We start from the raw sequence: 15,040 nt of genomic DNA, 5'->3' as shown, positions 1-15,040 counted from the left end.
GTCGTTCCTACCCAACCCCCCACGCCCGCAGCCAGCGAGACGCCGCTGCCCACCGACCAGCCCACACGAACGCCAACGGCCGTGCCTTCGCCCACCGCCACGCCCACTCCGTTGCCGCGTGACGTTCGCGCCGCTTTGCAGTTGGTAGCCGATGGTTTTGTCTCGCCGGTGGCCCTGGCCGCGCCGGGCGACGGCCGTTTGTTTGTTGTAGACCAGGTGGGCATTGTCTACGTGCTGGACCAGGCCGGCAGTCGGCTGCCGCAGCCGTTGATTGACCTGCGCTCGCGCATGGTGAACCTGAACCCCGTTTATGACGAACGGGGCCTGTTAGGAATGGCCCTGCACCCGGATTTTGTGGCTAACGGCCGTCTCTTCCTCTACTACAGCGCCCCCTTGCGCCCCAACGCCCCCGGTGACTGGGACCATACCGGCGTCATCGCCGAATTTGCCATCGCCGCCGACGACCCCAACCGGTCCGATCCGGCCTCCGAACGCATCATCCTTCAGGTGGACCAGCCGCAGAACAACCACAACGGCGGCCAGCTTGCCTTTGGGCCGGATGGCTACCTGTACATCGGCATTGGTGATGGCGGCAACGCCAACGACGTTGGTCGCGGCCATCCGCCGGGTGGCAACGGCCAGACCCGCGACAATTTACTGGGGGTCATCGCCCGCCTGGACGTGGACAGTGCCGCCCCCTACTCCATCCCTGCCGACAACCCGTTCATCGGCCAGCCCGGGCTGCCAGAAATTTACGCCTATGGCTTCCGCAATCCGTACCGCTTCTCCTTCGACGCGGCCGGCGACCGCGCCCTATACGCCGGGGATGTGGGGCAGGATTATATCGAAGAGATTGACGTGGTGGTCAGCGGCGGCAATTATGGTTGGCCGGTGCGCGAAGGCACGACCTGTTTTAACAACCAGGGCGTCACCCAACCATTGGTCAGCTGCGCCAGCGAAAGCGTTTACGGCGATGCTTTTGTGGACCCGGTGCTGGAATACCGGCGCGATTTTGGCCGCTCGGTGATTGGCGGCTATGTGTATCGTGGGGCGGCGCTGCCGGAGTTATACGGCCGTTACCTCTTCGTAGATTGGGTCAGCAACAACGAAGTCGGCACCAATCAAATCTACTACGCCGATGTGCGGCCGGCCGAAGCCGGGTTATGGGAACTGCTCCCCGTACCCCTGTCGCAATCCGACGGCGGCAGCCTGCCATCCTTCTATACCCTGGCCTTTGGTCAAGACCATAACCTGGAACTGTACCTGCTCACGGCCAACTCTTACAGCGCCACCGGTTCCAGCGGCAAAGTCTACAAACTTGTACCCGCGCCGTAAAGCGCCCGACTGCCCAATCCGCAATCCGAAATCCGCAATCCCATGACCGAATTCCATTACTGCTGGCAATGGCAGATGCAAAGCGAACCGGCCCAATTGTGGCCGTTGGTGGCCGATACCAACCGCTTTGACCACGATACCGGCCTGCCTGCCTACCAGGAGGAACAAACAGCGGCGCGGGAGCTGGGCAACGGCCGTCACCGTTTGCGTTTCAAAATCTATGGCGTCACCCTGGAATGGGACGAGGAGCCGTTTGAGTGGGTCGCCCCTTACCGCTTTGGCGTCGTCCGCGCCTACAAACCAGGTTTGCTGCGCCCCATCGCCCAACTGCGCGTGCGCGCCCAATTGCAGCCCACACCCGGCGGCGGAACTCACTTCACCTATGAAGTGTGGGCCAAACCGGCCAACTGGCTTGGCTACATCGCCATCCCAGTGCAGATTGGCCTGCTTTCTCGTCGCCAGTTCAGCGCCATCTTCCGGCAGTATGACCGGTTGGCCGCTGGTGACAAAGCGTTCGTAGACGGGCCGGCGCGCCCGGTGCGCCTTGCCCCCGGCGGCCGCGAGCGCCTGGCGGTGGCGGCGGCGGCGCTGGTAGAGGCTGGCGTCGCGCCCGATCTGGCCGCTCGCTTACGCCAAAACCTGGAGCAGGCCGACGACCTGAGCCTGGACCGCATCCGCCCCTATGCCCTGGCCGACCATTGGGGCGCGCCGCGCCGCGACGTGCTGACGATGTTCCTCTACGCTACCCGCCTGGGCCTGCTGGATTTTCGCTGGGATTTGCTCTGCCCCTCCTGCCGCTCCGCCCGTGACCGGGTTAGCGAATTGGGCGAAGTCGGCCGCACCGTCCACTGCCACACCTGCCAGATTGACTATACCGCCAACTTCTCCCAATCGGTCGAATTGACCTTCCGGCCCAACCCGGCCGTGCGCGCCGTGCCCGACCAGCAGGAATACTGCCTGGCCGGGCCGCAGGCTGCGCCGCACATTGCCGTGCAGCAGCTCTTGCCGCCCGGTGACAGCCGGTTGGTGACGCCGCTGTTGGAAAACGGCCGTTACCGCCTGCGCACCCTATCCCTCCCCGGCAGCCAGCGCCTCAACGTGGCCCCCGATGGCTTGCCCGACCTGCGCCTGCCGGCCACTCCGGCCGGTTGGTCGCCCGACGAACTGCGCCTGGCCGTTCAGCCCCATCTGCTGCTGGAAAACCTGACCGACGCCGAACAGCTTTTCCTGCTGGAGCGGCAGGCCTGGGCCGATGACGCTGTCGTCGCCGCCGAGGTGACGGCCTTACAGCGCTTCCGTGACCTGTTCGCTGAAGAAGCGCTGCGGCCCGGCGACCAGATCGTCGTCGGCAGCCTGACGGTGTTGTTCACCGACCTGGTGGACTCCACCCGCCTCTACCGCGAGATTGGCGATGCGCCCGCCTTCGGTCTGGTGATGGAGCATTTTGACGTGCTGCGCGCCGCTATCGAAGCGGCCGATGGGGCCATTGTCAAGACCATTGGCGACGCGGTGATGGCCGTCTTTCGCCGTCCGGCGGCCGGGCTGCAAGCCATTTTGCAGGCGCAGCAAACATTACGAACCTCGCCGGAGGGCAAACGGCCTCTGCTCCTCAAAGCCGCGCTGCATCATGGCCCCTGCATTGGCGTCAATTTGAACGGCCGTTTCGACTACTTCGGCTCCACTATCAACGTGGCTTCCCGCCTGGAAAAATACGCTGGCGGTACAGACATCATCCTGTCTACGGCCGTCGCCGATGACCCTGAAGTCCACGCTTTTCTGCAAACCCAACCCACCCACATGGAACCCTTCCGCCAGCGCCTCAAAGGCTTCGACGACGAAGAGTTCGTCCTCTGGCGATTGACGATTGGCGATTGGTCCTGAGCCTGCCGAAGGATTGGCGGTTGACAGGGGCGAAGCCGTCGTGCAGCGACCTCGACAATTGACAATTGACAATTGACCATTTCCCTTGCCGCTCTCCTGTCCCTCATGTACCATTACCTCACCCATCCCACTAGTACCCGTAAGCGGTAATCCGTTGTCGTTAATCCGTAGGGGGCTAACTCTGGAAAATGTCATCGGATAACGGGATACGGGCTTCGGTCTACGGATACTATGAGGCTGCACGATTGACGGAGACGACATGACTCAATGTTCCCCTGAATGGCGTAGTACGCTGCTGGCGCGATTGACCGCCGAGCGCGCCCATTTGCTGTTTCAACTGCGCAGCCTGGATGAGGCGACGTTAACGGCCGTACCCGTCTCCGGCGAACAAACGGCCCGCGATGTGCTGCTGCACCTGGCCGCCTGGGATGCGGTAAACAGCCAGCGGCTGAGTTTGCTGCTAGACGGCCGTCTGGCCGACATCCCCCCGATAGACAACGTGGACGAGACGAACCGGGCAATGCACGGCCGTTTCCAATCTGTCCCCCTGGAGCAAGCCCTGGCCGCCTGCCTGAAGGAGCGCGCCGGTTTCCTGGCCGTACTTCAGCGCGCCCCCGATGACCTGCTGCACCGCCGCCTCACCCTCCCCTGGGGGCAGCGCATCCGGCCGCGCACCTGGGTCCGTTGGCGCTGGCAGCATGACGCCGCCCACGCCCACGACCTGCGCGCCTGGCGGCAGGCGCAGCCCCAGGAAACCTTGCGCCGCCTCGGCCCCAAAGCCATTTTGCGGGCGCAGCTCAAAGCCACCCGCCGCGAGATACTGTCGCTGGTAGACATGATAGCGCCAGCGGAACGCGCCAGCCGCCCGGTGTGCGGCGTTTGGACAATGCAGGATTTAATCGGCCACCTGACTGATTGGGAAAAGGTGGGTCTGAGCGGTTTGCGGCAGTTGGCCGCCGGGCAGACGCCGGAATTTGACCAACCCATCACCGATTTCGACGCCTTCAACGCTGCCAACGCCGCCGCCCGCGCCGGACAATCGTGGGTAGAGGTGTGGGCAGAATTTATGGCCGTGCGCCAGGAACTTCTGGACCTGTTCGACCAACTGCCGGGACCCGACCTGGCGCGTCCCTTTCTTGCGCCCTGGGGACGCACCGTTTCGGTTTATCTCTGGATGCAGGTGTGGGCGGGCCATGATCATGAACATGCCATAGATGTGCGCCACGCTTTGGCGCTGCCCGGTTGGCCGCGCTATTTAACGCGACCGCATGGATGAGAAGATATTAGTACCCGTTATCGGTAATCCGTAGGGCGCTGCCTCTAGAAAATGCCATCGGATAACGGGATACGGACTTCGGCCTACGGATACTGGGAGCGTCGGCCTCTTGCCGGCTGCGGCCGGGATGTCCGCGCTCCCGCTGAAAAAAGGATAGTATGGAATACAACACCCTGCCCGACGCAGCCTTGCTGCAAGCATTGGAAACGGCCGGGCGCACCCCGCCCATCGAACTGATTCAGGCGTGTCTACAACGGCAAGAGAGCCTGACGCCCGGCTTGCTGGCCTTGTTTCGTGCCAGCCTGGATGATGACTGGGAAGATGAAGCAGATGCCCGTTGGTATCGCCTGCTCCATGCCGCCAAACTGCTGTTGGCCTTCCGTGAACCGGCGGCGCTGCCGTTTTTTGAGCAGCTTTTCACCGGCCCCAATGATGACCTGGATAACCTGGAATGGTTCGAGACGGACCTGGCCCACTATGGCAGCACGGCCGTTGCCACCTTGCTGCGTATCGTCGCTTTAGAGACAGAGGAGACGTACCATTACGGCCGTGACCTGGCCGCGCAAACGCTGTCTGTGATCGGCGCTTTGTACCCGCAAGAACGGGCGCGCATTTTGCCCGGTCTGCGTGCGCTGCTGCCGCCGCTGCAAGCTGATGGAACCTTTGCCATACCGCCCGGTTTCGTTGATGAGACCTGGACCTCGGTGGCCACCGCTTTGGGCGAATTGCAGGACGAGGAAAGCCGGTCGCAAATCGAGGAGATGTTCGCGCAAGAGTTGATTGTTGAGGGGATAATCGGCTTCGATGACTATTGTGACTTTTTTGCCGCCCAATCGCCGGTCGCCAATATCCTCTATCAGCCTTTTGACATTATTGAAGAATACCAGACGCGACAACGCCAACAAGAGCGTGAAGCGGAGATAGGGCAGCGCCAGTCATTGCTGCGCCACCAGGGATTTTTGCCGCCGGTTGCACCGCCGAAACCGATACAGACCCGGCTGGGCGACCGGATGAACGACTTGCTGGTCAACGGGCCACCTTCGCCCAAAGTTGGGCGGAATGCTCCGTGCCCATGCGGCAGCGGTTTGAAGTATAAAAAATGCCACGGCCGGCCAGGGGCATAACCGCTGTCGTTTGTGCGCCAGACCTGAAGGATTGCCGAAAAGCGTTCGAGTCTGGCACGGTTGAGCCATGATAGATTTACCGATTCAGATTGGCATGAACGGCCGTTTCTTCCCGGCTAATTGGCGTTCGGCGCGGGACGAGATTGTTTTTGCCAGCCTGACTGGGTTTCGCTGCCTCCAGTTCCCCGGTCCGGGCGAGGGGTTGGGCGTGCAGCGGCTGGGCGATTCGTTGGAGACGGTGGCGTTGGCGCTGCGGCGGGCCAGGATGACGGCCGTTATGGAAATGGTTGTGCCGCTGTATGCCAACGGCCGTACCGAAAGCGGCCAAACGCCCCTGGATGTGCTGCACGCCAACCTTCAAGCCATCACGACCCTGGCCTGTACTTGCGTCCACTGGCACATTGTCCTCCGCGAACCGCTGGACCAGGCGCAGATCATTGCCCTGGAGGAATCGCTGCTGGCGCAGTTGGCCGCCGCCGCTGCTCTGGGCCGCCGGGTTGGTTTTCGCTTTGGCCTGGAACACAACTCGGCCGATGTGCCTGTTTTCCATCGCCCGGAACGCTGCCAGAAGGTGTTAACGGCCGTGCCCCACCTCGGCTTTGTCTGGGATTTTAACCACACCCACCCCGACGATTTTGCCGCCTATGCCGCTCTCGTGTCCCGCGCCAGCTTGCTGCACATCTCTGACACCGCCTGGCCGGAAGTGAACCATCATTTGCCGCTGGGTTTGGGCAGCCTGGATTTAACCGTCTTTATGCGCGCCGCGCTGGCCGGCGGCTATCGTGGCCCGGCCATTTTGGAGATTGGCGGGCTGCCCAAGTCGGGTGGTTACGGCCGCGACACCGATGAGGCGCTGGTGGCCTCGCGTCTGGCGTTGACAGCGGCCGTGCAAGCAGCCCTCGCCGATGAATAAGTGGGCGCAGCGGCGCGGCGTCTGGCGTTCGCTGCTGATGTATTACGGCGTGCCCGGCCGCCTGGGTCAGCTTAGCCGCTTTTATGCTCCGTTTATCCGGCCAGGCGATGTCTGTTTTGATGTGGGGGCGCATGTAGGCAACCGCATTTGGGCCTGGCGGCGGTTGGGGGCGCAAGTGGTGGCCATCGAGCCGCAGCCCCACCTGATGGCCTGGTTACGCCGCTTTTACGGCCGTTCGCCCCACGTTCATTTGCTGCCGCTGGCTTTGGCGGCGCAGCCCGGCCAGCAATCTCTCTACATCAGCCAGAAATACCCCACTGTTTCCACTTTGTCGGCCGATTGGATCACGGCCGTGCAGCGCGACGCTGCGTTTGGTGGGGTGGAATGGGACACGGCCGTGTCTGTGCCGGTGACAACGTTGGACGCGCTAATTGGGCAGTACGGCCGACCGGCCTTTTGCAAAATTGACGTGGAGGGGTACGAAGCCGAGGTGCTGCGCGGGCTGTCTGAACCGCTGACCGCGCTGTCATTCGAGTATTTGCCGGCGACCATCGGCGTGGCGCAAGAGTGCCTGCGGCTGCTGGCTGGTTTGGGCTGTTACGAGTTTAACTGGTCCGTCGGGGAAACGCATCGCTGGCAGTCAGAGCGCTGGCTCTCGGCCGGGGAAATGGCCGGTCGGTTGGTGGCGCAAAGCCAAAGCGGGGATGTGTACGGCCGTTTACGCCGCTAGAATTTGCACCACGGAGGCGGGGAGAACACAGAGTTTTAAACTATATTCAGTAGATCGAAACGGAGCGCGGGCATCTTGCCCGCATGGGCAGGCGGGACGCCTGCGCTCCCATATCATTTCGATCTACTGATATTGTAACTGTGGCGCAAAAAATCAAGTTCGCAGGTAAGAAGCGCCGTTCACGTCCACAATGGCCCCGGTGAGAAATTCTGCGCCAGGGGAGGCCAGGAAGACGGCCGTATAAGCCACTTCCTCCGGCGTCGCCACCCGATTGAGCGGGCTTTGGGCGCGGATGTCGTCGCCGGCCGGGCTGTCCAGGTGGGCCTGGGCCATGTCCGTGGCTACCCAGCCTGGGGCGACGGTCGCCACAAAGATGTTGTAGGGGGCCAGATATTTCGCCAGCGATTGGCCCATGGCGTTAAGGCCCGCTTTGCTGGCCCCGTAGGCCGGGGCGGTGGGTTCGCCGCGAAACGCGCCGCGGGAAGAGATGTTGATGATCCGGCCGTACCCCTGACGAATCATCTGCTGCCCGGCGCAATAGGCGGCGTTGGCCGGCCCCAACAAATTGGCCTCGATGATGCTGCGCCAACGCGCCTGCCACTCGTCGTAGCTCACCTCGGCCAGGGGGTGTTCTTCGTAGATGGCGGCGTTGTTGATGAGGATGTCCAGACGGCCGTATTGGGCGACGGCCGTCTGGATCATTTGCTGTACGGCCGTTGGCTCCTCAATGGCCGCCTGCACAATAAGATGCGGGCCGCCCGGCAGCGCGGCCAATGTCTCTTCAGCCGCCGTCCGGTTTTGGTGGTAATGGACGACGACCTGCGCCCCGCGTTCGGCAAATTGGCGGCATATCGCCCGACCAATGCCCCGCGAACCACCCGTTACCAGTACAACCTGGTTAGCAAATCGCATAGCTGCATCTCCTGGAAATTAGAGTTGTCAAATCTTTAAGATTTGACAACTCTATCTATTCTTGCTGTTCAGGGAGTACCGGGCTGCCAAAAGGGGGCGGGTATTTGACGATACGGTTGTTGTGGGCGTCGGCGATGTAGATGTTGTCCTGGGCGTCTGTGGCAATGCCGACCGGCAGGGCAAACTGGGTTGGACCGGTCCCAAAGGAGCCAAAGCGGCCCATGTAATCGCCAAAGGCATTGAAGATCAGCACCCGATACCCTTCGGGGTCGGTGACGTAGATGCGGCCGGCGCTGTCGGTGGCGATGTAGGGCTTGTTGTCTATGGACTGGCTGTACCAGGCGTTGACGCTCCATTGGAAGGCGGGGAAGAGGTCGGCGGTGAACTGTTGGATACGGCCGTTCCACGTATCCGCCACGTACACCGAATCTTCCGGTCCATTCGCCAGACCGACCGGTTCGTTAAACCAGCCAGGCTGGCTGCCAAACTGCCCCATCGAATCCACAAAATTGCCATCGCGGTCCATGATTTGCAGGCGGTGGTTGCCGGTGTCGGTGATGAGCAAACGGCCGTCATCCAGCAGCAAAATGTCGCGCGGGCCATAAAACAGCCCCAGGGCGCGGTCGTTGATGTCTGCGGGGGAACCGTTACGGCCGTAGGCGGCCACAAATTCGCCAGTGGTCGTAAACTTTTGAATGCGATAATTCCAGGTATCGGCGACATAGACAAACTCGTCGTCTACCGCCACGCTCCAGGGTTCGTTGAACTGGCCCGGTTCCGCGCCAAACTCGCCCCAGGCGGCCAGGAAATTGCCCTGCGCATCAAACACCTGAAGGCGATGATTGCCACTGTCAACGACGTAGATACGGCCGTCTGGCCCCACTGTCACGTTGCGCGGCGTCGTCAACTCGCCGTCGCCCACGCCCGGCAGTCCCACGTCGTTCAGAATGAGCGATGGCGCGAGCTGCAGCTCATTCTCGGCATAGGGGTCTTGCAGCGATGCCGCGTTCACCGCGCCGACGCCATAATCCCACAAATTCGCCAGCACATCTTTGCGGATGTAGACCCGCATTTCTTGGCGCAGCGGCCATTCGCGGCTGGTATACGCGCCGCCAAAAGTCTGCCCATATTTTTCATAATCCCGGTAAAAGAAGACGTCCCATAACGCCTGGCGCACATTGGCGTTGCCCAGGCCGCGCCGTTCCAGGTCGTTGGGATTGCCGAAGATGGCGTTCCAGGAAATTTTGCGATACTCCTCCATCGGCCACCAAAGGAAGGTGTAGGTGCGCTGTTCGTAATTGTTGCCCAGGTATGGCTCCACTTTGCCCCAATTCTGGCTGCCGGCAATGATGATCGGCGATTCGTTCAGGCTGTTGCTGGGGTTTTCGCCAAAATAAACGCGGTTGGGATAATTGCGCAGGTACCAGGTGAAGGGCCAGGATACGTCGTTATCGTAGGCAACTTTGATGCTCTGGTCGCCATGCAGGCGCATGGACAATTCTTCGATCTGGTCCATGACGATGCGTTTGGTGGCCGGCGCGCCGTGGGCGTAGACCATGTATTCGGTGGTGTAGTCGGCGTTGGGGAAGCTGGCGAGGTAGGTGAAGCGTATGGTCAATAAACTGAGCAGGATGAATACGCTCAGGGTGAGGATGAGGCGGCGGGTGGTGGGTTCAATGCCCTGGCGATAGCGCTGCCAGAAATAAAAAACGACACCGGCCAGCAGCAGCAGCCCCAGGAACAGCCCCAGGTCTTGCAAGGCGCTGATTTGTTGGTCGCCCAGGCGCGCGCTGCCCAACCACAGCTGGCTAAACAGGCCAAAACCGACGACGAGCAGCAGCAAACTTAGCCCGCCAAAGATGAGCGACGGCCGGGCGAATAAAGCCCTCACATCCACCGTGCGCAGCTTTTCGCCAAAGTACCAACCGCTCAGAATCGCCATGGGGATGACAAAATGGGTGCTCAGCCAGGGCATCTTCTCCCCGGCGACGCTGTAGGCCACCCAGGTAAGCATCAGCCACCAGGCGACGGAAGGCACAAATTCCATGATGAGGCGCGGGCTAAACAGTGAAGCCAGCCCGCCTTCCAGGTTGTTTTGCTGCGCCAGGCGGTGGCGGTAGACGAACAACCAGAACAGGCTGCCCGCCCCCAGGATAACCAGGGCGACGATCATGCCTAACAAAGTGTTACGGCCGTCGCCGTTCATCACCAGCAGCCCACCGGCCGTTAGCGAGCGCGTGTAAAGCCAGGTGGACAGGCTGTAGCCCAGGAAGGCCGCCAACAGCAGCGCCAGCCAGTAACCCAGAATGCGCTGGAGCCGATGCTGTTGATGCCATAACCAGATGCCCGCAAACGAAAAGATGACCAGCAAAAATTCGTAGAAGGGGGTGACGAACAAATAATAAAAGAGCGGCTGGCTGCCTCGCTGCACTGCCTGCTGGTCCAACCAATAACCGAGCGAGCCGATGATGCCGGTGGCGAAACCGCCGGGATTGGTGAAGACCGAGGTGAACAAAACGATGAAGATGCCATAGAAAATGAACGCGGCCGTCAGCCAGCGGCGGCGGTCCCACCACAGGCCAACCAGAACGCCGATGATGAGTGTGGGGATGAGGAAGTAGCCGGAACGCACCAAACCAGATTGGAAGAAGGAACTCCAGCAATCGCCATTGCCCAGGCGGGCGATGAGCAGTTGGACGGCCGTCATCGTTTCCTGGCTCTCCAGCACACATTTGTTGATGGCGTAATCGGTAGGGTTCCAGCCGGCGATTTTGGTGAGCAGCGGCGAAACCAGCGGCAAGACCAGGGTGGAAAAGAGCATGATGATGTCAAATTCCGGGTATTGGTCCAGCTCTGGGCGCAGGGCGCGGGCAGCCATGAAAGCGCCAACCCCCAGGATGACCAGCCCGATGATCTGGCTCCAACGCCAGATCATTTCGTTGCGCAGCGGGGTAACGGCCGTTGCCCCCACCACCGCGTCAGGATCAGCCGCAAATCCTTCCAGGGTGGCCGTTGCTTCGGCCAGGGGCAGCGGCGCTTCGGCGATGAGTTTTTGTCCTAGCAGCCCACCGCCGGCCAGCAAAACGGCCAGCATCACCAGCAAAATGGGCAGACGCAGCCGCCCTAAACTGGCGCGGAACCAATCGGCTACAACCATTTGCGGCAGCAGCCGCACCACGGCAAAGCTGCCAAAAATCGCCACGTAAATGAAGGCGGTTTCCATGGTGGTAAACATCAACCCCAGGCCAATGGCAAACCACCAGATGTATTTGTCGCGGCGCGCGCCAAAGTAATACCAGATGGAGAGGAAAACCACCAACGCCGCCATGATGACGTAGATGTCGTGGCGGATATAGCGCGAATAATACGTGATATAAGGCGAGATGAGCAGGAAAAAACTGGTGAAAAGCGCCCCAATTTTGCCCAGCCAGGGGCGCAGCAGATAAGGCATCAGCACCACCAGCAGCACGCCCAAAATGGCTACCGGAATCCGCGCCGATAGATCGCTATCGCCAAAGAGCCAGTAAGAAACGGCCGTCGCGTGGAACAACGATGGGCCGTGCATCAGGGGCGTGTGTTGGTAGCCATCACCGTTGTAGAACTGGTAAGAAAACTGCGTGTGCAGGCTTTCGTCGTGGCTCATCACCCGGTCGCCTAAAAACACAAAGCGGCTGACAATGGCGATGAGGAAAAAGGTGATGTAGATCGCTTTTTCCCAATCCAGGTTGATGGCGGCAAGCAACGGCCGTGCCAAAAAATCATTGATGGCCGTTGTTTGGGATTCGTTGGGCGTTGTAGTTAATTCACTCATGAGGCAGGCTCTTTTTGTTAGTTAGGAGTTGTTAGTTGGGAGTTGTTAGTTGGCGGACAGCGATGGGCGGGCGGCGGCGATGGGCGTGGCTTGGGGAAGAGGAGTGGCATGGGGTTGGATGGTGGGTTGGTCGGATGGGGCGGCAACGGCCGTTTCCTCCATGCTCCTGTTGGTTGTTGCCTGGGCCAATGTGGCCGTCGCTTCCTGGTATGTTGTCGCAGCAATCGTTGTCGTGGCGACAGTTGTCGCGGTGATGGCGATGTGGGTGGGCGGCGGTGGCTGCCAGCTTTGCCGGGCATTGCCATAGCGCCAACCGGACGCGCCCAGCAGCAAAACCAGCAGCAGCCCTGCCAGCGCCAACTGGCGCTGACGCTGTGGGCCACGAATTGGTTGGGTGGCGCGCTGGGGAACAGCGGGGCGCAGCTGGGTCAGACGGCCGTATGCCGGTTCCGTCGCCGTGTGCAGCGTCGCCCGCACCAGCCCACCGATCTGCCGCTCGCCATGCAGCGCCTGACGGCAGTCGGCGCAGTCGGCGGCGTGCTGCTCCACCTGCCGCCGCTCGTTGCCCGGCAGCAAGTCCAGTACATAATCAGCCAGCAGTGGTAAAACATGTTCCTGGTTCATCATTTTGCTATACACTGTTTGGTCCAAAAACCCTCATTCGCCGTTCTACGGCCTACGAGCCTACGGCCTACGGCTCCTCCGCCAGCAGTTCCCGCAGCGCCGCATGGGCCAGCCGCATCCGCGACTCGGCCGTTTTGGTGGGAATATCCAGGATGGCGGCGATTTCTGGATAAGTGAGATTCTCGTAATAGCGCAGCACGGCCGTTTCCCGCAGCTTTGGCGACAACTCTTGCAGCGCTTGCCAGACCATTTGCTGCCGCGCGTTTAACTGCGCCGCTTCCGGCGGCGTGGGCGTCTGCTCGTCGGCCACATCCTCCCGCGGCAGCAGTTGGCTCAGCGAAAAAGTGGGCAGCCATTTGCGCCGCCGTTTGTTGCGGCAGCGGCTGATGGCGATGCGATACAGCCAGGTCTTAAACGACGCCTTGTGGGGATCGTACTGGCGCAGTTGACGAAAAGCGTATTCAAAGCTGTCTTGCAGCACCTCTTCGGCGTCTTCCCGGTGCTGCAATAGGCTGAAGTTCAGCCGGTAAATCATCTCAGCGTATTCGTTGTACAGGGCGACGTAGGCCAGCTCCTCGGCGGCCAGGCAGCGCTGAATTAATGCCTGAATGTGCGGATCGGCATAGGTGGGCGCAGCCTCGTCGGTCGGCCAGGGCAGGGCGTGGGGGTCGCTGACGCTCATTGGGCTAAATCCGCTCGCAGCCATAAGATGAGGCGCTGCGGCTCTGGGACGGCCGTGCTCTCTTGAAACAACCACCAGCGCAGCGTGTCTAAAATCGGCGATTGGCTAAAGCCGCCGGCGATGACGCCCGTTTGCGCCAGATTGTAAGCCGTGCCCATGTAATCGCCGCCAAAAGCCGGTTCAGCGGCATCCGGTGTCAGAATCAGGCTGGTGGTGGCCGCCGCGGGCAGCGCGCCCATCTGAAAACCGGGGAAATCGCGCAGATACCAGGCTAGAACTGGCGATTGTACTGTGCTGAAAATATCTATGTCGGTTGGGCTGCGGGCAATTTGCCAGGACAACGTAGTGATTTGCCGGAGCAAGACGGGAACATCGTTGGCCGTTCCCGTCGTCACCCAGGTTTCGCGGGGGTCGTTGGCCGCTTTTTGCGTCAGCCACCAGCTTGTGCCCCAGGCGTAAAAAAGCAGCAGCGCCAATACGCTCAATAAAATGCCCTGGTAGGTGGAATGATGGTCCCAGGTGATCAGGAAATAGATGGTGGTCAGGGCCAACGTCAGGCCAAAAATGGCGATCCAGACATGGGTCAGGTTGGTGGGTTGAAAGACGCTGACGCGCAAAAAACGGCTGATGTTGACAAACATCAGCGCCCAAATCAGCAGCAGCCCGCCGGTTAATGCCCAACCGCGCCGGTGAATGTGGCCGCCAATGACGCTGCCGCTAAAACTGCCAATCAGCAAATAACCGGCCGGGGCAAGCAGAGCGGCATTGTGGATGACACCCTGTTGCAGCAGCATCAACCCCAGGACGCCCACCAGCCAATACAGCGCCAGTCGGCCGATGGGGTGTCCACTCCAGCTAACCCACAGGACGGCCGCCAGGCCAACAACCAGCAGACCTATCTCGTATCGGGCCACCGCCAGGAAGGGGGTGGTGACGGCGACCGCTTCAGAACGGCCGAACTGTTGCAGCCAGTCGGCCAACAGCGCCGCCGCCGCGCCGATGCCGGAAATGTTGAATAAAAAGGTGGTGGTCAGGGCCAGGAAGATGAATAATCCGACCAGCGCCGCGCGGGACCACACGGCCGTTTCTCTCCCTTCTTGTTCTGTGGGCTGCTGCCAGCGGGGGCCAATGGTCATTTGCCAGAACCAGGCCACGCCCAGGGCGGCCATCCCGGTGTAAAACAGCGGCGCGCTGGTCAGACCCAGGCCCACTGCCGCCGCCAGGGTAATGGCCCAACGGCCGTCACCCGAATCTTGCCAGCGCACCCAGGCGACCAGCAGCAGCAGCGCGGCAAACAGGGCGATGCTTTCGCCGCCGGCTGTGCGCGCCACAACGGTGGTGATGGGTGAGACGGCCAGGAAAACGGCCGTCACCAATGCCCCTACCACGCCCAACCGCGCCCGCAGCAGCCAGGGCAGCAGCGCCAGGGCCACGCCAAACAGGGCCGGGACCAGCCGCATGGTGGCATCGCTGAAGCCCAAAACCTGACTCAGAACGGCCGTCAGCGAAAAATAGGCCGGGCTGAGGGGGATGACGGCCGTTTGCCCTGGCTGCCAGAAGCGCCACACCGTTAACGCCTGTTCGGCTTCGGCTGGCGACAGCGGCAGGCTGTTCAATCCCACCAGCCGCAGCACGGCCGCCAGCAGACCGACCAGCCCAAACAGCGCGTCGCCCACCGTTAACCGCGCCGCCACATTTGGCTGGTTGGCAAACGCTGCTTCCACTTTGAAATCGCTCGTCTCGCTTGTCATA

Annotated in this window: 11 protein-coding genes and 1 pseudogene; 7 read left to right on the top strand and 5 right to left on the bottom strand. The window is 61.3% G+C overall.

Annotated elements, in window-relative coordinates; translation table 11 throughout:
- Window positions 1–141: 141 nt before the first annotated feature.
- The 7 genes and pseudogenes from IPM39_17425 to IPM39_17395 all read left to right on the top strand — a co-directional run bounded on the left by IPM39_17425 (window position 142) and on the right by IPM39_17395 (window position 7,259).
- Window positions 142–1,335, top strand: coding sequence for a PQQ-dependent sugar dehydrogenase (locus tag IPM39_17425; protein MBK8987820.1), 1,194 nt, complete (start codon window positions 142–144; stop codon window positions 1,333–1,335).
- A gap of 42 nt (window positions 1,336–1,377) precedes the next feature.
- Window positions 1,378–3,216 (top strand): hypothetical protein, encoded by a 1,839-nt coding sequence (locus IPM39_17420; protein MBK8987819.1) that lies wholly within the window; start codon window positions 1,378–1,380, stop codon window positions 3,214–3,216.
- A gap of 259 nt (window positions 3,217–3,475) precedes the next feature.
- Window positions 3,476–4,492, top strand: coding sequence for a DinB family protein (locus IPM39_17415; protein ID MBK8987818.1), 1,017 nt, complete (start codon window positions 3,476–3,478; stop codon window positions 4,490–4,492).
- Window positions 4,493–5,541: 1,049 nt separating this feature from the next.
- Window positions 5,542–5,616 (top strand): annotated as a pseudogene (locus IPM39_17410) (SEC-C domain-containing protein).
- The gene (locus IPM39_17405; protein MBK8987817.1) at window positions 5,585–5,680 is read left to right on the top strand and encodes a hypothetical protein; all 96 of its coding nucleotides are present in this window, start codon (window positions 5,585–5,587) and stop codon (window positions 5,678–5,680) included. Before IPM39_17410 ends, IPM39_17405 begins: the two are co-directional and overlap by 32 nt.
- Before the next feature lie 3 nt (window positions 5,681–5,683).
- Window positions 5,684–6,529: a sugar phosphate isomerase/epimerase gene (locus IPM39_17400; GenBank protein ID MBK8987816.1), complete on the top strand. Its 846-nt coding sequence runs from the start codon at window positions 5,684–5,686 to the stop codon at window positions 6,527–6,529.
- A 37-nt stretch (window positions 6,530–6,566) separates the two neighbouring features.
- The gene (locus IPM39_17395) at window positions 6,567–7,259 is read left to right on the top strand and encodes an FkbM family methyltransferase (protein MBK8987815.1); all 693 of its coding nucleotides are present in this window, start codon (window positions 6,567–6,569) and stop codon (window positions 7,257–7,259) included.
- A gap of 153 nt (window positions 7,260–7,412) precedes the next feature.
- Here the strand turns inward: IPM39_17395 and IPM39_17390 are convergent, their stop codons facing one another.
- Genes IPM39_17390 through IPM39_17370 form a run of 5 tightly spaced genes read right to left on the bottom strand, consistent with a single transcriptional unit; the run spans window position 7,413 to window position 15,039 of the window.
- A complete protein-coding gene (locus IPM39_17390) occupies window positions 7,413–8,171 on the bottom strand; it encodes an SDR family oxidoreductase (GenBank protein MBK8987814.1) in 759 nt (252 codons plus the stop codon).
- A gap of 55 nt (window positions 8,172–8,226) precedes the next feature.
- A complete protein-coding gene (locus tag IPM39_17385; GenBank protein ID MBK8987813.1) occupies window positions 8,227–11,982 on the bottom strand; it encodes a TIGR03663 family protein in 3,756 nt (1,251 codons plus the stop codon).
- A gap of 45 nt (window positions 11,983–12,027) precedes the next feature.
- Complete coding sequence (locus tag IPM39_17380) at window positions 12,028–12,633, bottom strand: zf-HC2 domain-containing protein (GenBank protein MBK8987812.1); 606 nt, start codon at window positions 12,631–12,633, stop codon at window positions 12,028–12,030.
- Window positions 12,634–12,673: 40 nt separating this feature from the next.
- Window positions 12,674–13,288 carry an RNA polymerase sigma factor gene (locus IPM39_17375; GenBank protein ID MBK8987811.1) on the bottom strand — a complete coding sequence of 205 codons (615 nt, stop codon included), beginning with the start codon at window positions 13,286–13,288 and terminating at the stop codon, window positions 12,674–12,676.
- Entirely contained in the window at window positions 13,285–15,039 is a 1,755-nt protein-coding gene (locus tag IPM39_17370; protein MBK8987810.1) for a glycosyltransferase family 39 protein, read from the bottom strand. The genes IPM39_17375 and IPM39_17370 overlap by 4 nt, the downstream gene beginning before the upstream one ends.
- Window position 15,040: the final 1 nt, after the last annotated feature.

It is taken from the genome of Candidatus Leptovillus gracilis (assembly GCA_016716065.1).
Lineage (GTDB): Bacteria > Chloroflexota > Anaerolineae > Promineifilales > Promineifilaceae > Leptovillus > Leptovillus gracilis.
Note: the sequence above shows the minus strand (reverse complement) of the source record. Positions and strands in the feature narration are given on the sequence as shown.

Bases quoted from the DNA above. Each gene is read 5' to 3' on its own strand.
- IPM39_17420 (MBK8987819.1), top strand. From the start codon at position 1,378: ATGACCGAATTCCATTACTGCTGGCAATGGCAGATGCAAAGCGAACCG.
- IPM39_17415 (MBK8987818.1), top strand. From the start codon at position 3,476: ATGACTCAATGTTCCCCTGAATGGCGTAGTACGCTGCTGGCGCGATTG.
- IPM39_17400 (MBK8987816.1), top strand. From the start codon at position 5,684: ATGATAGATTTACCGATTCAGATTGGCATGAACGGCCGTTTCTTCCCG.
- IPM39_17395 (MBK8987815.1), top strand. From the start codon at position 6,567: ATGTATTACGGCGTGCCCGGCCGCCTGGGTCAGCTTAGCCGCTTTTAT.
- IPM39_17390 (MBK8987814.1), bottom strand. From the start codon at position 8,171: ATGCGATTTGCTAACCAGGTTGTACTGGTAACGGGTGGTTCGCGGGGC.
- IPM39_17385 (MBK8987813.1), bottom strand. From the start codon at position 11,982: ATGAGTGAATTAACTACAACGCCCAACGAATCCCAAACAACGGCCATC.
- IPM39_17375 (MBK8987811.1), bottom strand. From the start codon at position 13,288: ATGAGCGTCAGCGACCCCCACGCCCTGCCCTGGCCGACCGACGAGGCT.
- IPM39_17370 (MBK8987810.1), bottom strand. From the start codon at position 15,039: ATGACAAGCGAGACGAGCGATTTCAAAGTGGAAGCAGCGTTTGCCAAC.